This is a genomic window from Devosia sp. SL43 (genome assembly GCF_021729885.1).
Taxonomy (GTDB): domain Bacteria; phylum Pseudomonadota; class Alphaproteobacteria; order Rhizobiales; family Devosiaceae; genus Devosia.
In genome coordinates this window covers 669,500-688,725 of the sequence record NZ_CP063401.1, presented here as the reverse complement: position 1 = coordinate 688,725, position 19,226 = coordinate 669,500, and the positions used below count along the sequence as shown (strand labels likewise).

The window sequence follows — 19,226 nt, the reverse complement described above, 5'->3', positions numbered from 1 at the left end:
ATATGCCCTCATTTTCCCGCGGACTTGAAAAGGCTCTGCATCAGGCGATGAACTTGGCGCGTGAGCGCAACCATGAGTTCGCTACGCTCGAACACCTGCTGCTGGCCCTGACCGACGACCGTGAAACGATCGCCGTGCTCACCGGCTGCGACGTCGATGTCGACGCGCTCAAGAGCGACCTCGAAGATTTCATCAATGAAGAGCTGGACAGCCTGATCGTGGCCAACGGCCAGGATGCGCGGCCGACGGCCGCCTTCCAGCGCGTCATCCAGCGCGCGGTGATCCATGTCCAGTCATCGGGCCGCGAAGAAGTGACCGGGGCCAATGTGCTCGTGGCCATCTTTGCCGAGCGCGAGAGCCATGCCGCCTATTTCCTCGAACAGCAGGACATGAGCCGGCTAGACGCGGTCAATTTCATCAGCCACGGGATCACCAAGTCCGGTCCCAGCGAGGAGCGCAAGGTGCGTGGTGCCGACGATGGCGAGAGCCATAACGAAGGCGGAGCCGAAGCCAAGAAGAGTTCGGCGCTCGCCGATTTCTGCGTCAACCTCAACGAGAAGGCGCGCGCCGGCAAGATCGACCCGCTGATCGGTCGCGACGCCGAACTGCGCCGGACCATCCAGATCCTGTGCCGCCGCTCCAAGAACAATCCGCTCTATGTCGGCGATGCCGGCGTGGGCAAGACGGCCATTGCCGAAGGGCTGGCTCGCAAGATCATCGAGGGCGACGTGCCCGAGGTGCTCAAGGAAGCCGTTATCTACTCGCTCGATATGGGCTCGCTGCTGGCCGGCACCCGCTATCGCGGCGACTTCGAGGAACGCCTTAAGGCCGTGATGAAGGAGCTCGAAAAGCTGCCGAACTCGGTGCTGTTCATCGACGAAATCCACACCATGATCGGCGCCGGCGCGACCTCGGGCGGTGCGCTCGATGCGTCCAACCTGCTGAAGCCAGCGCTGGCTTCCGGCGCGATCCGCTGCATCGGCTCGACCACCTACAAGGAATACCGTCAGTTCTTCGAGAAGGACCGGGCTTTGGTCCGCCGCTTCCAGAAGATCGACGTCAACGAGCCGTCCGTCCCCGATGCGATCGAGATCGTGAAGGGTCTGCGGCCGTATTTCGAAGAGTTCCACAAGATCAAGTACACCGACGATGCCCTCAAGGCGGCGGTAGAGCTGAGCGCGCGCTATATCAACGACCGCAAGCTCCCCGACAAGGCGATCGACGTGCTCGACGAAACCGGCGCCAGCCAGATGCTGGTGACCGAGGACAAGCGCAAGAAGATCATCGATGTGGAGGATATCGAGGCGACTATCGCCACGATCGCCCGCATCCCGCCCAAGTCGGTCTCCAAGTCCGATGCCGAGTTGCTCAGCGGTCTCGAGCGCAATCTCAAGACCGTAGTGTTCGGCCAGGATGCGGCCATCACCGCCCTCTCGTCGGCCATCAAGCTGGCCCGTGCCGGGCTGCGTGAACCGGAAAAGCCGATCGGCTCGTACCTGTTCACCGGCCCGACCGGCGTCGGCAAGACCGAGGCGGCCAAGCAATTGGCGGATACGCTGGGCGTCGAGCTCAAGCGCTTCGACATGTCCGAATATATGGAGCGCCACACCGTGTCGCGCCTGATCGGTGCCCCGCCGGGCTATGTCGGGTTCGACCAGGGTGGTCTTTTGACCGACGCCGTCGATCAAAACCCGCATTGCGTGGTGCTGCTCGACGAAATCGAGAAGGCGCATCCGGATCTCTACAACATCCTGTTGCAGGTGATGGATCACGGCAAGCTGACCGATCACACCGGCAAGTCGGTGGATTTCCGCAATGTCATCCTGATCATGACGTCCAATGTGGGCGCCATGGACCTGCAGAAGGCGCCGATCGGCTTCGGCCGCAAGCGCGAGCAGGGCGATGACGAAGAGGCGATCAACCGCCTGTTCACACCGGAATTCCGCAACCGCCTCGACGCGATCATCTCCTTCGCGCCGCTGCCGCGGGAAGTCGTCCGTCGCGTCGTCGAAAAGTTCGTGCTGCAGCTCGAAGGCCAGCTGGCCGAACGCGGCGTCACGATCATTCTGCAGCCGGAAGCCGCCGACTGGCTGGCCGAACGCGGCTACGACGAACGCATGGGTGCGCGTCCCTTGGGCCGCGTGATCCAGGAATACATCAAGAAGCCCCTGGCCGATCAGGTGCTGTTCGGCGAACTGGTCAATGGCGGGACGGTCACCGTGGCGGTTGTCGGCGAAGGCAGCGAAGCCAAGCTGGAACTGATCGCGGTGCCGCCGCGGCCGGCCAAGCCCAAGGCGCTGCCGAAGCCGAAGAAGCCCAAGGCGACGGCGGACAAGAGCTAAGATAAGAGGCCCGGAGCGATCCGGGCCTTTTTTTGTTGGCGATAAGCTTTTATGGGCGCTAGCGGACTGACAGCTTATCGGCGCATCGGTACTGAAGCTTACAACCTTCTGGTTATCTCCCTGGCACCCCACAGCCAACCAGCTCCGTTGGCAGATTGCCGACGTTCCGCTAGTCTGAGGCATGACTATAGCGTCTATTCTTTGGCCTGGAGTGCCACTTGCTCTCGGCTCGGCAGTCCTCTTCGGCGCTTCCGCGCCGCTTTCCAAGCTTCTGATCGGTTCGGTCGATCCGTGGCTGCTGGCGGGTGTTCTCTACCTCGGAGCTGGCCTCGGACTGGCCATCATCCATGTCGGTCGCCCATTGATACGACTGCCGTCGCTCGAGGCGCCGCTGCGCCGATCCGACCTGCCATGGCTTGCCGCAGTGATCGTATTTGGTGGCATGGTCGCTCCCCTGTTCTTGATGCTCGGTCTGTCGCAGACCAGCGCCTCATCGGGATCGCTACTGCTGAACCTTGAAGGCCTAGCCACCATGGCTATTGCCTGGATCGTGTTCAGGGAGAACGTCGACCGGCAACTCGTCCTGGGTGCGGCATCCATTCTTGCTGGAGCGGTGCTGCTGTCATGGACCGGCGATGGCCTGAGCTTTGACACGGGCAGCATGTTCATCGCCGCGGCCTGCCTGAGTTGGGGCATCGACAACAACCTCACGCGTAAGCTGTCATCCGCTGATCCGGTGCAGATCGCGATGATTAAGGGGTTTGTCGCCGGCTCGACCAATCTTGTGCTGGCTTTGTCGCTCGGGGCGTCACTACCCGGTGCTGCTCTGATTGGTGCAGGCGCGCTGGTCGGCTTCCTCGGCGTCGGCGTGAGTCTTGTCATGTTCATGCTCGGTTTGCGCCATCTGGGGACTGCTCGAACAGGGGCGTACTTCTCGTTGGCGCCGTTCATCGGCGCTGTGTTGGCCATCGCTATCTTTCGCGACGCCATCACCTGGCAGTTGGTCGGAGCCGGTATTCTCATGGCCATTGGGCTATGGTTGCATTTAGCGGAGCGACATGATCACGAGCATCACCACGAGGCTCTGGAGCACGACCACGCCCACGTCCATGACGAGCACCATCGGCATGATCACGACGGATCGGTCACCGAACCGCACGCGCACTGGCACCGGCATGAACCTATGTGGCACAGGCATCCGCATTACCCGGACCTGCACCACCGACACGGGCATAGTCACCGATAGCGTTGGGTCTGCTTTTGCGCCGACAACACGCGCAAGAGGTCCGAAACTGCGTCGAAGTCAGCCTTCGATCGTTGCAAAATGGGCGAGGCGGCCCCCTTTGAGGGCGTCGGGCACGGTGTTGGCCGGTCGCCGCACCACAAGCCAGATATACCGTTCAGGCACAATCAGCGCGCTGATCCCCCGCCGGCGCCTAGCGTGATCAACAGTTCGTCCAGTTGTGCAAACTGTTCGGGCGTACCTTCCATCCCGCCCAGCGATTCATCGAGCGCTTCCTTGCTGGGATGGACTTCGCTGAAGGTCAGCAGCGTCTTGCCGTCGTGCTCCATGAAGGTCACCGTGGAGATGGCCTCGTTCTCGCCTTCTTCGTTAGTCCAGACGATCCGCTCCGGCACCACCACTTCGATATATTTGCCGAAGAAGGCCCAGGTGTTTTCGGCGTCCTGGCCGAATTCCAGGCGGTAGGTGCCACCGGTGCGCACATCCATCTGGCAGGAGCGTAGTGGGACGCCCAAGGATTTGGGCACCCACCATTGCGCGAACAGCCCGGCATTGGTCCAGGCCTCGAACACGATCCGGGCTGGGGCATTGAAGGTGCGCGTCACGGTGATTTCGCGCTCGGACGTGCGCTTCACGATGGTACGACCATCGCTCACGACCACATCATTTTCCTGCCTATTGTCCATCATTGTTCTCCCTGCGTTTGAGGTCTTCGACAATCTTGTCCAGCCGGTCGAACCGGGCATCCCATAATCGGCGGTATTGCTCGATCCACTCCGCCTCCTGCTCAAGGCGGCTGAGGCCGAGCCGGCAGGTGCGCACGCGCCCGACCTTCTCTGAGGTAACCAGCCCTGCCTGTTCGAGGACGCTGATATGTTTCTTCATGCCCGTCAGGGTCATGCGGAACGTCTCGGCAAGATCGGAGATCGAGGCGTCGGAACGCCCGAGCCTTTCGAGCACACCACGCCTGGTGGCATCGGAAAGCGCAGCAAACGAGGTGTCAAAGTGGGTTTGTTTATACTGAACCATGTAGTTCAGTATAGCGAAGGCTTGGTGATATGCAAGCTGGCTTTGCGGCTGGTTCGGTCAGGTCACTACGCTACTGGGGCGGCGCAGCAGGAACGCGACGAGGAAGCCGATATAGAGCACGGCTGGCACCAGCAGTGCATTGATCCCCAGGACCCTGTAACCCAATCCCCCCAGCAACCCGCCCAGCAGCAGCGATATCCAGACCAGCATGTGCTGGGCCCAGCGCCAGGGTGGGGCGAGGCGGTAAAGGGCGCGGGCGAGGTCCTGTCCGACTGCGAACAAGGTGCCGGTGACGAAGGTCGTGCCCAGGCGCACCGAGCCGGTCGAGGGCAGGATGGCGTTCTGGGCGCCGGCGCCTGCTGCCAGAGCCAGCATGAACTGGTTGGGCTGAAATCCCGCAAAGGCCAGGCCCAGCGTCACGACGAACGTGGCCACGACGAAGCCCGTCACCGCGGACGAGCCCCAGCGCGGGCCTGCCAGCAAAGCCAGCAGGGAGCCGGCAAGGCTCCCCAGCAGGAACAGCGCCACCAGTGACGCGGTGATCAGCGCCACCGGCCAGGCACCCAGCGCCAGCGCATCGCCCAGTTGGGTGATGTTGCCGCTCATGAACGAGGTGAAATGCCCGCCCAGCTCGATGAACCCCACCACGTCGACGAATCCGGCGGCCGCAGTGAGCAACAGGCCAAGGCTGAGTTGAGGCGTTGGGGTCAAGGCGATCTCCGGGAGACGAACAGGACACTGACAAGGGTAGGGTATGGATGCAAGGATGCTTGTGCGCCCGGATGCAAGTCGTACAGTTCGATGGCCGATTGGCAACGAGGCGGGAACCGGCCCGGGGAGAGAACATGCGTGCTGTGCGGCTCGAGGCGCTGGGGGCGTTGGCGATGCGGGAGATCCCAAGGCCGACCGCTGGTGCAGGCGAAATCCTGGTGCGCGTGCTTGCCGCCGGCATTTGCGGGTCCGACCGGCATATGTTCAGGGGTGAGTACCCTACCGGGCGGCCCGTGACGCTGGGGCATGAATTCTGCGGTGTGGTCGAGGCTGTGGGCGCATCGGTCACGGGGTTCGATGGGGGCGAACTGGTCACGGTGGACCCCAACATCGCCTGCAATGCCTGCCGGGCCTGTCATGAGGGGCGGCCCAATCTTTGCGACAACCTCCTGGCGATCGGCGTGTTCCGGGATGGTGGCTTTGCCGAGTTCGTCGCTGTTCCGGCCTTGCAGGCGCACCTGTTGCCGCCGGGGCTCGACCCCGTCCATGGCGCCTTCAGCGAGCCACTGGCCTGTTGCCTGCATGCGCTGGATGTCGCCCGGATCGTGCCGGGCGGCAGTGTGGCCATTCTTGGTGGCGGGGTGATCGGGCTGCTCATGGTGCAACTGGCGCGGGTGGCAGGTGCAGGGGAGGTGTTTCTCGTCACCAGACAGGAAGCGCGGCGGGCGCTGGCGATGGAGCTGGGCGCCACGGCGACGGTGGATCCTGCCTCCGGCGATGTCGTTGCCAGCGTGCGCCGAATGAGCGGGCAGGGCGTGGACGTGGTGCTCGAATGCGCCGGCGTGCCCGAGACGTTGCAACAGGGGCTCAAGATGCTGCGCAAGGGCGGGACGCTGGTGCTGTTCGGCGTGACGCCTGATGGCGTCGCGGTGCCCGTCCGCCCGTTCGACCTGCTGGTCAACGAGATCCGGCTGGAGGCCGCCTATCTCAATCCGCATACCCATGCGCGTGCAGCGGCTATGGTGGCGAGCGGCGTGCTGGAACTCGATCGGCTGGTGACGCACCAGGTCGGCCTCGACGCCGTCGCGGCGATTGTCGGCGCGCCGCCGCAGCCTGGCGAAATCAAGGTGATCGTGACACCCTGAGCCCGGTTTGGCGCTGTCGATGCTAACGCTCCGTGAACACTTCCTAACACTTCGCTAACCAGTCCAGGCCAATCCCCGCTGTTCCCGATCTTGTTCCTCGACAAGAACAAACAAAGAACTTACAAGAACATTATAGCAACACGGAGATGCAGATGCTCACTTTCATCAAGGACTTCGCCGCATTCGTCACGCTCGGCGCCTTCACCATCGGGTCGCTCACCTGGATGGATGTGCTGACCAGGCTCGTGTGACCTGTGGATTGCGGGGGAGCCGGTTTGGGCGGACTCGGTGGCAGGTGATAAGGCTAGCGCATGAACGGTCCCGGCTTTATCCATCTTCACGTCCATTCGGCCTATTCCCTGCTTGAGGGGGCGCTGCAGCTTGAGACCATTCTCAAGCTCGCCGCCGCCGACGATCAGCCGGCGCTCGGCATTGCCGATACCGGCAATCTGTTCGGGGCGCTGGAATTCTCCGAGAAGGCCAGCAAGAAGGGCATCCAGCCACTGGTCGGCGTCGAGTTGGCGGTGGATTTCGCCGCCGCCGAGGAGCGGGTCAGCGAGCGCGGGCATGTGGCCTGGTCCGGCAAATCCAGCGTCGTGCTGCTGGCGCAGAGCGAAATCGGCTTCGGCAACCTGTCGCGGCTGGTGTCCAAGTCCTACCTCCAGGGCGATGGCAGCGGCACGGCACGAGCCAAGCTCGACTGGCTCGATCGCGACAGCCTCGAGGGCATCATCTGTCTCAGCGGCGGCCCGGAAGGCGCCATCGATATGACCTTCGCCCAGGGTCAGGATGCCAATGCGATCCGCCGCCTCGACCGCCTGGCCGAAATCTTCGGCGACCGCTTCTATATCGAACTCCAGCGCCATGGGCGCATCCAGGAGGCCAATGTCGAGCCGCGGCTGATCGACTATGCCTATCGCAAGGGCATTCCGCTGGTCGCCACCAACGAGCCGTTCTTCAAATCGGCCAAGGAATTCGAGGCGCATGATGCGCTCTTGGCCATTGCCGGCGGCACCGTGCTGGCCCAGACCGAGCGGCGCAAGCTCAACGACCAGTATTATTTCAAGACCCGCGCCGAAATGACGGACCTGTTCTCCGACATTCCCGAAGCGCTCGATTCCACCATCGAGATCGCCCAGCGCATTGCCTACCGGCCCAAGACGCGCAGCCCGATCCTGCCCAAATTTGCCGCCGCGCCCGATCTCAGCGAGGCCGATGCGCTGCAGGCCGAGGCCGACGCCCTGCGCGCCATGGCCGAGGATGGCCTGCGCAAGCGGCTCGAAACCGTGGGCACAGCGCCTGGCAAGACCGAGCAGGATTATTGGGACCGGCTGGAATTCGAGCTCGGCATCATCCAGTCGATGAAGTTCCCCGGTTATTTCCTTATTGTGGCTGACTTTATCCGCTGGTCGAAGTCGCAGGGCATTCCGGTCGGTCCCGGCCGTGGCTCGGGCGCCGGCTCGCTCGTCGCCTATACGACCACCATCACCGATCTCGATCCGCTGGCCTACAACCTGCTGTTCGAGCGCTTCCTCAATCCGGAACGCGTGTCGATGCCGGATTTCGATATCGACTTCTGTCAGGATCGCCGCGAAGAGGTGATCCGCTACGTGCAGCAGAAATACGGCACCGACCAGGTGGCGCAGATCATCACCTTCGGAACGCTGCAGGCCCGCGCCGTGCTGCGCGACGTCGGCCGCGTGCTGCAGATGCCGTATGGCCAGGTCGATCGGCTGTGCAAGCTGGTGCCGGCCAATCCGGCCGATCCCTATTCGATCGAGCGCACCATGAACGAGGTGCCGCAATTCAAGCAGATGGCCGACGATGACGAGACGGTGGCCGATCTCGTCGCCATCGCGCGCAATCTCGAAGGCCTGTTCCGCCACGCCTCGACCCATGCCGCCGGCATCATCATCGGCGACCGTCCGCTGCAGGATCTGGCGCCGCTCTATCGCGATCCGCGCTCGGATATGCCGGTCTGCCAGTACAACATGAAGTGGAGCGAGGCGGCGGGCCTGGTCAAGTTCGACTTCCTTGGCCTCAAGACGCTGACCACGGTCGAATATGCCGTCAACATGGTCAATCTCGATGGCGGCAGCTTCCGCATCGAGGATATCCCGATCGACGACCGGCCGACCTACGATCTCTATTCCAAGGGCGACACGTTCGGCGTGTTCCAGGTGGAAGGCGCCGGCATGCGCCGCGCGCTGGTCGACATGAAGCCGGACCGTTTCGAGGACATCATCGCGCTGGTGGCCCTCTATCGGCCCGGTCCGATGGACAATATTCCGCTGTTCAACGACCGCAAGCATGGCCGCGAGGAGGTGGAATATCCCCACCAGGACCTCAGCGTCGTGCTCGACGAAACCTATGGCATCATCGTCTATCAGGAGCAGGTGATGCAGATCGCCCAGCTCCTGTCGGGCTATTCGCTCGGCGAAGCCGACATGCTGCGCCGCGCCATGGGCAAGAAGATCAAGGTGGAGATGGATGCGCAGCGCGAGCGCTTCCGCGAGGGCGCCATCAAGCATGGCCTCAAGCAGGGTCAGGCCGACACGATCTTCGATCTGCTGGCCAAGTTCGCCAATTACGGCTTCAACAAGAGCCACGCCGCGACCTATGCGCTGGTCAGCTACCAGACGGCCTATCTAAAGGCGCATTACCCGCACGAATTCCTGGCTGCGTCGATGACGCTCGACATGGGCAATACCGATAAGCTGGCCGAATTCCGCAGCGAGGCCAAGCGCCACAAGATCGAGCTGGTCGCGCCCTGCGTGAACACCTCCCAGGTGGTGTTCTCGGTCAAGGACAAGCGCATTCTCTACGGCCTCTGCGCCGTCAAGGGCGTCGGCCGGCAGGTGGCCGAGCATATCGTCGAGGCGCGTGGCAATACGCCGTTCAAGGATCTCGGCGATTTCGCCCGCCGGGTCGATCCGCGCATTCTCTCCAAGCGCACGCTCGAAACGCTGGTCAATGCCGGCGCCTTCGACGCTATCGTGTCGCGCCGCGAAGTGGCCTTTGCCGCCATCGACGCCGTCGTCGGCATGGCCCATTCGCTCACCGACGAGCGTAGCGTGGGGCAGGGCAATATGTTCGATTTCGGTGAGCCCGAACCGGTCCGCCTGCCGGCCGGCGTGCCCGCCTGGAGCACCACCGAGCGCGCAGACCGCGAACTGTCAGCCATCGGCTTCCACCTCTCGGCCCATCCGCTCGATGCCTATTCGGACCTGTTCGAAAAGCTGCGCGTGCAGCGCTGGAGCGATTTCGAGCGCGCCGTCAAGGACGGCGCCTCGGCCGGGCGCCTTGCCGGCACCATCAGCGGGCGGCAGGATCGCCGCACCCGCAAGGGCACGCCGATGATGATCCTGACGCTGTCCGACCAGTCCGGCAGCTTCGAAGTCATCGCCTTTTCCGAGCAGATCAACGAATTCGGCGCCAAGCTGCAGCCCGGCAAATCGGTGATCCTGCAGGTCGGCGCCGACGAACGCGCCGAAGGCGTCAGCCTGCGCCTGCTCTCCGCCCAGGCCATCGAAGGCATCGAAGACACCATCGAACGCCGCCTCACGGTCTTTGCAGCCGACGCCAAGGCGCTGGGTTCCATCAACGCCCAGCTCAAGCGGGGCGGCGAGGGCAAGGTGAACTTCGTCGTCATCCGCGATGGCGGCGCGCGGGAATACGAGATCGAGCTACCGGGGGCGTATCGACTGACGGCGGAGGTGGCCGGCGGGATCAAGGCGCTGGATGGGGTTACGGATGTGAGGCTGAACTGAGGGGCGCTTGGCCGCTTCCGACCCCACTGCGGTCATTCACGCCCTGAGTGCGACCTCCCGAAAGCTGCCATCAACCGTAGGTGCTGGAGGCGGCTCAGTGCCTCTCAAGTTGGCGTCTAGCGTTCGCATCTTGAGTGCTTGGCAGCTTCAGCACCGCCATAAGTCCTAGGACCCTTTGCGCAAGTTATGCGAGCCGGTAAGCTCCCGTAAAGGTGAGCACTATGACCGATCGCCGGACCATTGACAGCAGGAGCGACGAACGGCCGCAGGCCCTTTATCCTGCGGCCTGGCACCTCTTGGTATGGACGAAGGCCATTTGGCATCGCTTCGACTTAGCCGCGCAATTCCTGGCGGTCGGCGCACTAGTGCTGCTTGGCGGCATGTTGGCGATCGGCATCTGGGTCACTGGGCAGATCGAGCAGGGCGTTATCGCCAATAGTGCTGCGGCGACCGCACTTTATGTCGACAGCGTGGTGTCGCCGCTGTTCGACAACTTCACGGAGAACGGAACGTTGAGCGAAGGGGCGGATCGAGCGCTAGACGAAGTGCTCGGTCAGGGCACCTTGGGCGAACGGCTGGTGGTGTTCAAGATTTGGCTGCCTGACGGCTCCGTTGCCTACTCCAGCGATCCCGCCCAGATCGGGCAGAGATTTCCCATAGGCGATCACTTGCGCGAAGCGTTCGCTGGCGCGGTGACCGCCGAGTTCGATCAGCTCGCGGACGCTGAAAATGCGCCGGAGCGCGGCCACGAATCCCCCTTGCTGGAGATCTACAGCCCGGTGCGACAAGCCTGGTCGGGCGAGATTATTGCGGTGGCGGAATTCTACGAGAATGCCGACGGCCTCGCGGCAGGACTGGCTGCGGCACGGTTGCAAAGTTGGGCCATCGTCTCGCTCACGACATCGTCCATGCTAGCTGCGCTGTATCTAATCGTACGGCGCGGCAGCAAACTGATCGACCGGCAGCGCAGAACACTGGAGGATCGTGTCGGCGAATTGTCAGATCTGCTTGTGCAGAACCAGTTGCTGCGAGGTTCCCTGCAAGCCGCCACCGACCGATCACTGGCGCTGAACGAGCAGTTCATGCGCAGGGTTGGGGCGGATCTCCATGATGGTCCGGCACAACTGCTGGCACTGGCGCAGATGCGGCTTGGCCGAGCGACAACGACCGGCGGTGGGGTCGAGGAACTGGACCAGGTTCGGGGCTTTCTTGGCGATGCAATGGCGGAAATTCGTAGTATTTCCAGGGGGCTCGTGTTGCCGGAGGTCGAGACGCTGGCCTTGCCGGACCTGTTGCGCTCTGTGGTGGCGACGCATGAAGAGCGAACGGGCAACACGGTTGAACTGCTGGTTCCTAGTCTCGCTACCCAGCTTGATCGCGTTTCCAACATCTGCATCTACAGGTTCGTTCAAGAAAGCCTAAGCAACGCCAGTCGCCACGCAAATGGTGTGGGACTACGGGTTGAAGTCGAGGATGGCCCCGGATCGCTCGTTGTGACCGTCCGCGACCGCGGTCCCGGATTCGATACTAGCGAGCCACGTACCGGACTGGGCCTGGAGGGCATGCGGGAACGCATCGCGAGCCTCGGCGGGCGAATGGACATCTCATCGTCGCCCCTCGGCACATCCACTGTCTGCACCTTGCCGAAGTCACGCAGCACCATTCTGAGAATGTCATGATACGAATAATCCTAGTCGATGATCATCCGCTTTTCCGTGAGGGTGTGCTGCGCAGCCTCGAGGAGGCGGGCGATTTTGAAATCGTTGGCCAAGGCGGCAGCGCCGCGGATGCAATTCGCCTTGTGCAGGACCACCGTCCGGACATGGCGTTGGTCGACATTTCTATGCCGGGCAGCGGCATTGTCGCAGCACAGAAGATCTGTGCTCATGCGCCGGATCTCAAGGTGGTCATGCTGACGGTGTCGGAGTCGGGCGACGATATCATGGCCGCGCTCAAGGCTGGCGCCCACGGCTATGTGCTCAAGGGGGTGGGCTCTGTCGAGCTGGCAGAAATTCTGAGGGGCATAATGGCAGGGGAAAGCTACGTGTCGCCATCCCTGGCAGCGCGATTGTGGGTGGAATTGCGTGAGCGTCCGGAAGTGAGCGGACCTGGCGACCTGCTGTCGGCTCTTACGATCAGGGAAGATGAAATCTTGCGGCTCGTTGCCAAGGGCATGAGCAACAAGCATGTCGCGATCGACCTGGACATCCAGGAGAAGACGGTCAAGCACCACATGACCAGCATCCTCAACAAGCTCAAGGTCCGCAATCGCACGGAGGCCGCGTTGTTGCTGCGCGACGCGGCGCCGCGAACCTAAGGCGTGAGCTTCTGAAGACGCTCCATATCCCGGTGCGTGGCTGAGCGCGTGACCACCACTCGACCCAGTTGGTCGGTCAGGGTGTATGTGCAATCCGAAACATGTTCGTGGAACCCGTCGGCATATTGCAGGTCGAGACTGACCGAAGCATCCTCACAAGCCGATCCCGACCCTGACCCCGATGGGTCAGCAGGGTCATCATTGCCTCCAGAGCCGCTGTTGTCGTCGGCACCTTGGTCATCCCCTCCATGGTCGTCGTCGCTATCGTGCGAACCACCATCGTCTTCGCCATCCTTGGCCATCACCTCCGTGGCGTTGAGGCTAGGCAGCCCAAAGATGACGCAGACCGATGTCATGCCGATGGCAATCGCCAGCAAGCGTGCGGCGGTGAACCCGGATTTGCAGAGGATAGAAATGACGTTCATTGGACCCGATACTACCAGACCAAGCAGCATTCTGCCCGACCTGTAGGTGTGGAGGAAAGGGGAGGCGTGAATGCTCCGCCTCCCAAGCTGGTATCAGGTGTGGTTCGGACCATCGTCGCGGCCGCCGCGGCCCTTGCCACCCTTGTTGGGGCGGTTGCCGCCCTTGTCGTCGAATTGGTCGTGTGTGGCGGGATCATCAGCGCCATGACGGGCTAAGACCATCACTGCGCCGGTCTTCGTAGTGGACTGCGTAACGGTCGCTGCTGCGCTAAATGTGCCAGTGTTGGCTGAAGCAGGCAGGCTCACGGCGGTTAGTGCAAGCACGGTCAGCAGGGAGAGTGTGATCTTCATGATTGAGCTCCATTTCGAGTTGGCCGATTGCCTCTGCAACCGACCACACGACCCTGACTGAACCGAAGCGGAGCCGGTATCGTCCCCGGACCATTGAGCATCCCACCTAGGCCGTTGGTCCTATGGCGAATATGCGACCTCCCGACAGGAAGGTCGCTCCCTCGACGTCGATTCGAAAGCGGTCAGTCCGCTACTGGCCAAGTTCGCAAACCGGAATCACGTCTGCTTTTCCAGCTGCATTTCCCGGGAGCAGAATGTCCGCAATCCACCCCGTTGTGGCCATTCTGTCCCTGACATAAGCCTATCCATCTTATCCCCGACCCCAAATCCTCCCGTACACTCCCCCTATCACCCCACACGGCGGCCTGCAGGCGAACAGTGGTGGGGTGAGCCGGGTGGGGATTTTGCCTTCTCCCACAGGTTCGCGTTTCGGCCGTGAGAGGCTATGACCTCCCGCCGCCGGAAACGTTCCAAAAACCGGCACCCCGAGACGGCTTCCGTCTCACTAAAAACTAAACTCAGAGGCGAAAGCCGTCTCGGGGTCCGCTTCCTGCCACCCTGGCAGGCACAAACAGTCGACAACCGCGTTGCAGGCGGCGCCCTGGCATGCGTCTAGCGATGGGAGATGGAGGGAAATGGGCGGGAGAGGCGAGCCGGAGCCTATCCTCTCCCTGATCGGGGCTTTCACCCTTGTCCCCGCGTCCAGGCGCGGGTCCATGATTGAACAATGCACCGGCAGTCGTGGCGTTGCCTGACAAGCGCGTGAGCGGTGCGCCTCTTGCTCTTTAGCCCCGCTTCCCCTATATCGCCCCTGCGTTTGACTGCGCGTCAGCGCGATTTCACACACGAAGCAGGCTTTTCGGGCGACCGAGAATCCATCCGGTGGCGGGAGACCGTCGCAAGGCTTCGTGGCGGCATCAACCGGTAAACAGGAGCAGCCACCATGGCACTGCCCGATTTTTCTATGCGTCAACTGCTTGAAGCAGGCGTCCACTTTGGTCACCAGAAGCACCGCTGGAACCCCAAGATGGAGCGCTACATTTTCGGCGTTCGCAACGACATCCACATTCTCGACCTGAGCCAGACCGTGCCGGCCCTGAGCCGCGCCCTGCAGCTGATCAGCGACACCGTCGCTGACGGCGGCCGCGTGCTGTTCGTCGGCACCAAGCGCCAGGCCGCACCGCTGGTTGCCGATGCTGCCAAGCAGTCGGCCCAGTATTTCGTGAACTCCCGCTGGCTCGGCGGCACGCTGACCAACTGGCAGACCATCTCGAACTCGATCTCGCGCCTGCGCGAACTCGAATCGATGGGCGAAGACCAGCTGGCTCTGCGCACCAAGAAGGAACGCCTGATGATGAGCCGCGAGCAGGAACGCCTTGAGCGTGACCTGGGCGGTATCAAGGACATGGGCAACCTGCCGTCCCTGCTGTTCGTCATCGACACCAACAAGGAAGCCAACGCGATCAAGGAAGCCCGTCGTCTGGGTATCCCGGTCATCGCCATCGTCGACACGAATTCCGATCCCGACACCGTCGACTATGCCATCCCCGGCAATGACGACGCGTCGCGCGCTCTGGAACTCTACGTGTCGCTGGTTTCGCGTGCTGCGATCGACGGCATCGGCCGTTCGGCTTCGGGTCACGGCGCTGACCTCGGTGCGTCCGAGCGCGCTCCGGCCGAAGACCTTCCGGCTGAAGAAGCAACAACCGTCAACTAAGTCCGCTATTCGGACTTCGTCTTGATCTGAACCATGCGGCCCCAATCGAGGGGCCGCCGAAAGGTGTTATCATGGTTGAAATTACTGCAGGCCTCGTCAAGCAGCTGCGCGACTCCACCGGCGTCGGCATGATGGATTGCAAGAAGGCCCTGGCCGAAACCAATGGCGACATGGAAGCAGCAGTCGACTGGCTGCGCACCCGTGGCCTCGCCAAGGCCGCCAAGAAGGCCGACCGCGTTGCCGCTGAAGGCCTCGTCGGCGTTGCCACCTCGGGCACCAAGGCTTCGGTCGTCGAAGTGAACTCTGAAACTGACTTCGTTGCCCGCAACGAGCAGTTCCAGAACATTGTCGGCTCGATTGCCAAGCTCTCGCTCGATGCGGACGGCGATGTCGTCAAGCTTGGCGAAATGCCGTTCCCCGGTTCGGGCCATTCGGTTTCGGCCGAACTGACCGAAGCCATTTCCAAGATCGGCGAGAACATGAACCTGCGCCGCACGCAGACCCTTTCGGTCAGCGACGGCGTTGTCGAAAGCTATGTCCACAATGCCGTCAAGGCTGGCCTGGGCAAGATCGGCATTCTGGTGGCTCTCGAATCGACCGGCGACAAGGCTGCCCTGTCGGCACTCGGCAAGCAGCTGGCCATGCACATCGCAGCGACCAATCCGCTGTCGATCGATCCGGCTGACCTCGATCCTGCCGTTGTGGCCCGCGAGCGCGCCATCATCCTCGAGCAGGTCAAGGAATCGGGCAAGTCGGCCGAGATCGCCGAGAAGATGGTCGATGGCCGCATGCGCAAATACTTCGAAGAAGTGACGCTCCTGGCCCAGACCTTCGTGATCGATGGCGAGACCAAGGTCGGCGTCGCGATCAAGAATGCCGAGGCGACCGTTGGCGCCCCGATCAAGCTGACCAAGTTCGTGCGCTATGCACTGGGCGAGGGCATTGAGAAGGTCGAGACCGACTTCGCTGCCGAAGTCGCGGCCACTGCCGGCGTCAAGGCGTAAGTCTCTCGCCTGCCAATTCTGCGGGTGGACCCACGGGTCCGCTCGCTGCTCTCCCCGATGGCCTTGATTTGGCCGGGGATCGAGCGCAAAGACCCCGCCAAAGCTTGAATTCGACTGGCGGCGGCAGCTGCTTTTGCCTTAATGTCTGTCGGGTGTCGCCGGATTCGGTGCCCCGTCTATTTGTTCAGAAAAGGGGTTTGCCGATGGCGCCTGCCTACAAACGCATTCTGCTCAAGGTTTCGGGCGAAGCGCTGTCGGGCGACCAGCAGTTCGGCATCCAGCCCGAATTCCTCGATGGCGTCGCCCAACAGATTGCCGGCGTGGCCAAGACCGGCATCCAGATTGCGGTCGTCACCGGTGGTGGCAACATCTTCCGCGGCATGGCCGTGGCCGCCAATGGCGGCGATCGCGTCACCGCCGACATGATGGGCACGCTAGGCACCGTCATCAACGCCCTGGCCTTGGCCGGCGCCCTCACCAATGCCGGCGTCAAGGCCAAGGTCTTCAGCGCCACCACCATGCCATCGGTCGCCGACACCTATACCGCTCGCGCTGCCAAGGCGGCGCTCGAAGACGGCTACGTGGTCGTGCTGGGCGGCGGCATCGGCAATCCATTCTTCACCACCGACACTGCTGCCGCCTTGCGTGGCATCGAGCTGCAATGCGATGTGGTGCTCAAGGGTACCAATGTCGACGGCGTTTACTCAGCAGATCCCAAGAAGGATCCCAGTGCGACGCGTTACGAGCAGATCAGCCACGACGATGTCATCAAGCAGAACCTGCGCGTCATGGATACGGCGGCTTTCGCCCTTGCCCGTGACAATAACCTGCCGATAATCGTGTATTCGCTGGACGACAAGGAAGGTCTGTCCGGCGTTCTGGCCGGGCGCGTCCGCAGCACGCGCGTCGGCAAGCCGCTCTAGCCTAGAAGGACTGACACCATGGCCTACAACCTCCCTGATCTCAAAACCCGCATGCAGAAGTCGATCACTTCGCTCCGCGAAGAACTCGCTGGCCTGCGCACGGGCCGTGCCAGCGCGAGCCTGTTGGAGCCGGTGACTGTGGAGGCCTACGGTTCGCGTACGCCGCTGAGCCAGTTGGCCACCGTGACCGTGCCGGAGCCGCGCATGCTGAGCGTGCAGGTGTGGGATCGCTCGCTGGCCATGGCTGTCGAGAAGGCCATTCGCGACAGCGGTCTTGGTCTCAACCCGATGGGGGAGGGCCAGGTGATCCGCGTGCCGCTGCCCGAGCTCAACGAGCAGCGTCGCAAGGAACTGGCCAAGGTCGCCCACAACTATGCCGAGGCGGCCCGCGTGGCTGTGCGCCACATCCGGCGTGACGGTATGGATGCGCTCAAGAAGGCCGAGAAGGATGGCGATGTCGCGCAGGATGATGCGCGCGCGCAAACCGATCTGGTGCAGAAGGCGACCGACGCTGCGGTGGCCGAGATCGATCAGGTCGTTGCTGCCAAAGAAGCGGAAATCATGCAGGTCTGAGACCCGCAAACTGCGCCAGGAGCGCGTAGATGTCTGTTGATCCCGCCATATCAGTCGAACCTGCGCAGCGTCCGCGGCTGCGCATTCCGGCACACCTTGGCGTGATCATGGACGGCAACGGTCGCTGGGCCAAGGCTCGCGGCAAGCGGCGCACCGAGGGGCATATCGAGGGCGTCAAGGCGCTCCGCAACCTCGTCGAACTCTGCATCACCTACGGCGTCGGGCACCTGACTGTGTTCAGCTTCTCGTCAGAGAACTGGACGCGTCCGCGCGAAGAAGTCGCGTTCATTTTCAATCTGCTGCGACGGTTTGTTGCGTCGGACTTGCAGCGGCTGATCCGGAATAATGTGCGGGTTCGAATCATCGGTACGCGGGAGGGTCTGGAGCCCTCGCTGATCCGGTTGATCGACGACGTCGAAGCCAAGACCCTGTCCAATACCGGCCTCGTGCTGGTGGTCGCCTTCAACTATGGCGGCAAGGCAGAAATCGCCGAGGCAACGCGGCGGATTGCCCGCGAAGTTGCCGCCGGCCGGCTGGCGCCAGAGCAGATTACAGAGGCCACCATTGAGGCGGCGCTCTACACCGCCGGCCTGCCTGATCCCGATCTCATTATCCGCACCAGTGGCGAACAGCGGATTTCCAATTTCCTGCTGTGGCAGGCCGCCTATTCGGAATTCGTCTTCGTCGATGAGAATTGGCCCGATTTCGACGAGGCCAGCTTCGTGCGGGTGCTCGAGACGTTTGCCCTGCGCGACAGGCGCTTTGGCGGCATCGGGGCGGCGCAACCTTGAGCACACCGGGCGATCCCGCGTCTGAACCTGCAACCAGCCGCCGGCGCCTCTGGTCAGATCTTGGCCCGCGTCTGATTTCGGCCACGGTGCTTATCGCGCTGACGGCGACGGCGCTCTACGTCGGCGGCTATGTGTTTGCGGCCGTGGTCGGCGCGGTCTTTGCTGGTGCCTATCGTGAGTGGGAAAGCATGGTGTCCCGCGCGCCGCTGACCAGCACCGGCATGGTACTGATTGGCCTCGTGGCTCTGTCTGGACTGGTATTTCCGTTCTTCGGTCCGCTTTGCACCATCGCGCTGATAGCCGTGGCTTGCACCATTGCGATTGGAGCCCGTGGCGAGGGCATGTGGTGGCGCGTACTCGGTTTGGTGATCTACGGCGCGATCATCATTGCCGCCTTGGCGATGCGTGGCGACACGATTGCCGGTGTCTGGGCCGGCGTCTATCTCGGTATTGTCGTCTGGATGACCGACTCCGCGGCATTCTTCACCGGGCGTCAAATCGGGGGCGAGAAACTCGCGCCGCAGATTTCGCCGTCCAAGACCTGGTCGGGCGCCTTGGGCGGACTGGCGCTGGGGACCGGGGCAGGGCTCCTATTCTGGGTTATCGCCACCGATTCCCCGTGGTGGATCGGACTTGTCTTGTCCGCGTCGATCAGTGTGCTGGGTCAGCTCGGCGATCTGAGCGAAAGCGCCATCAAGCGGCATTTCCGCATCAAAGATAGCGGCGACATCATTCCCGGCCATGGCGGCCTGATGGATCGGCTCGACAGCCTCACATTCGGCGTGTTGCTGGTGCTGCTCGTCGGGTCACTGCATCTCGGATTCGGCTCGGTCGCCGAGGGGCTGCTCTACTGGTAAGCCGGCCCGCGGGCTGAGCAAGGAAGAC

General features: G+C 62.6%; 17 protein-coding genes. 12 read left to right on the top strand and 5 right to left on the bottom strand.

Translation table 11 applies throughout. The annotated features are described in order from the left end of the window. Nucleotides 1-2: 2 nt before the first annotated feature. Nucleotides 3-2,342, top strand: a complete 2,340-nt coding sequence (gene clpA, locus IM737_RS03335; protein WP_236898324.1) for an ATP-dependent Clp protease ATP-binding subunit ClpA — start codon at nucleotides 3-5, stop codon at nucleotides 2,340-2,342. Nucleotides 2,343-2,523: 181 nt separating this feature from the next. Further along, nucleotides 2,524-3,588: a DMT family transporter gene (locus IM737_RS03330; protein WP_236898322.1), complete on the top strand. Its 1,065-nt coding sequence runs from the start codon at nucleotides 2,524-2,526 to the stop codon at nucleotides 3,586-3,588. Between the two features lie 164 nt (nucleotides 3,589-3,752). Here IM737_RS03330 and IM737_RS03325 read toward each other — a convergent pair whose 3' ends face one another. From IM737_RS03325 to IM737_RS03315, 3 genes are read right to left on the bottom strand one after another with little or no spacing between them, the layout of a single operon-like run. Beyond that, entirely contained in the window at nucleotides 3,753-4,271 is a 519-nt protein-coding gene (locus IM737_RS03325) for an SRPBCC domain-containing protein (RefSeq protein WP_236898320.1), read from the bottom strand. After that, nucleotides 4,261-4,614: an ArsR/SmtB family transcription factor gene (locus tag IM737_RS03320; protein WP_236898318.1), complete on the bottom strand. Its 354-nt coding sequence runs from the start codon at nucleotides 4,612-4,614 to the stop codon at nucleotides 4,261-4,263. Before IM737_RS03320 ends, IM737_RS03325 begins: the two co-directional genes overlap by 11 nt. Nucleotides 4,615-4,671: 57 nt before the next feature. After that, entirely contained in the window at nucleotides 4,672-5,325 is a 654-nt protein-coding gene (locus IM737_RS03315) for a YoaK family protein (RefSeq protein ID WP_236898316.1), read from the bottom strand. Nucleotides 5,326-5,459: 134 nt separating this feature from the next. Here IM737_RS03315 and IM737_RS03310 point away from each other — a divergent pair, with 134 nt between their 5' ends. From IM737_RS03310 to IM737_RS03295, 4 genes are all read left to right on the top strand, one after another. Next, nucleotides 5,460-6,470, top strand: a complete 1,011-nt coding sequence (locus tag IM737_RS03310; RefSeq protein ID WP_236898314.1) for a zinc-dependent alcohol dehydrogenase family protein — start codon at nucleotides 5,460-5,462, stop codon at nucleotides 6,468-6,470. A gap of 311 nt (nucleotides 6,471-6,781) precedes the next feature. Next, on the top strand, nucleotides 6,782-10,240 hold the full coding sequence (gene dnaE, locus IM737_RS03305) for a DNA polymerase III subunit alpha (protein ID WP_236898312.1): 3,459 nt from the start codon (nucleotides 6,782-6,784) through the stop codon (nucleotides 10,238-10,240). A 221-nt stretch (nucleotides 10,241-10,461) separates the two neighbouring features. Beyond that, on the top strand, nucleotides 10,462-11,919 hold the full coding sequence (locus IM737_RS03300; RefSeq protein ID WP_236898310.1) for a sensor histidine kinase: 1,458 nt from the start codon (nucleotides 10,462-10,464) through the stop codon (nucleotides 11,917-11,919). Then, entirely contained in the window at nucleotides 11,916-12,557 is a 642-nt protein-coding gene (locus IM737_RS03295; RefSeq protein WP_236898308.1) for a response regulator, read from the top strand. Before IM737_RS03300 ends, IM737_RS03295 begins: the two co-directional genes overlap by 4 nt. Here IM737_RS03295 and IM737_RS03290 read toward each other — a convergent pair. Next, complete coding sequence (locus tag IM737_RS03290; protein ID WP_236898307.1) at nucleotides 12,554-13,012, bottom strand: hypothetical protein; 459 nt, start codon at nucleotides 13,010-13,012, stop codon at nucleotides 12,554-12,556. The two genes, IM737_RS03295 and IM737_RS03290, sit on opposite strands and share 4 nt — an antisense overlap. A 63-nt stretch (nucleotides 13,013-13,075) precedes the next feature. Next, on the bottom strand, nucleotides 13,076-13,333 hold the full coding sequence (locus tag IM737_RS03285) for a hypothetical protein (protein WP_236898305.1): 258 nt from the start codon (nucleotides 13,331-13,333) through the stop codon (nucleotides 13,076-13,078). A 943-nt stretch (nucleotides 13,334-14,276) separates the two neighbouring features. Between IM737_RS03285 and rpsB the strand changes: the two genes are divergently transcribed. The 6 genes from rpsB to IM737_RS03255 all read left to right on the top strand — a co-directional run bounded on the left by rpsB (nucleotide 14,277) and on the right by IM737_RS03255 (nucleotide 19,198). Further along, nucleotides 14,277-15,050: a 30S ribosomal protein S2 gene (gene rpsB, locus IM737_RS03280; protein ID WP_236898303.1), complete on the top strand. Its 774-nt coding sequence runs from the start codon at nucleotides 14,277-14,279 to the stop codon at nucleotides 15,048-15,050. Between the two features lie 71 nt (nucleotides 15,051-15,121). Next, nucleotides 15,122-16,054 carry a translation elongation factor Ts gene (gene tsf / locus IM737_RS03275; RefSeq protein WP_236898301.1) on the top strand — a complete coding sequence of 311 codons (933 nt, stop codon included), beginning with the start codon at nucleotides 15,122-15,124 and terminating at the stop codon, nucleotides 16,052-16,054. A 203-nt stretch (nucleotides 16,055-16,257) separates the two neighbouring features. Then, complete coding sequence (gene pyrH / locus IM737_RS03270; protein ID WP_442874167.1) at nucleotides 16,258-16,977, top strand: UMP kinase; 720 nt, start codon at nucleotides 16,258-16,260, stop codon at nucleotides 16,975-16,977. A gap of 18 nt (nucleotides 16,978-16,995) precedes the next feature. Continuing rightward, on the top strand, nucleotides 16,996-17,550 hold the full coding sequence (gene frr / locus IM737_RS03265) for a ribosome recycling factor (RefSeq protein WP_236898297.1): 555 nt from the start codon (nucleotides 16,996-16,998) through the stop codon (nucleotides 17,548-17,550). Nucleotides 17,551-17,579: 29 nt separating this feature from the next. After that, nucleotides 17,580-18,341 (top strand): isoprenyl transferase, encoded by a 762-nt coding sequence (locus IM737_RS03260; RefSeq protein ID WP_236898295.1) that lies wholly within the window; start codon nucleotides 17,580-17,582, stop codon nucleotides 18,339-18,341. Beyond that, nucleotides 18,338-19,198: a phosphatidate cytidylyltransferase gene (locus tag IM737_RS03255; protein ID WP_236898293.1), complete on the top strand. Its 861-nt coding sequence runs from the start codon at nucleotides 18,338-18,340 to the stop codon at nucleotides 19,196-19,198. The genes IM737_RS03260 and IM737_RS03255 overlap by 4 nt, the downstream gene beginning before the upstream one ends. The last annotated feature ends 28 nt before the right edge of the window (nucleotides 19,199-19,226 follow it).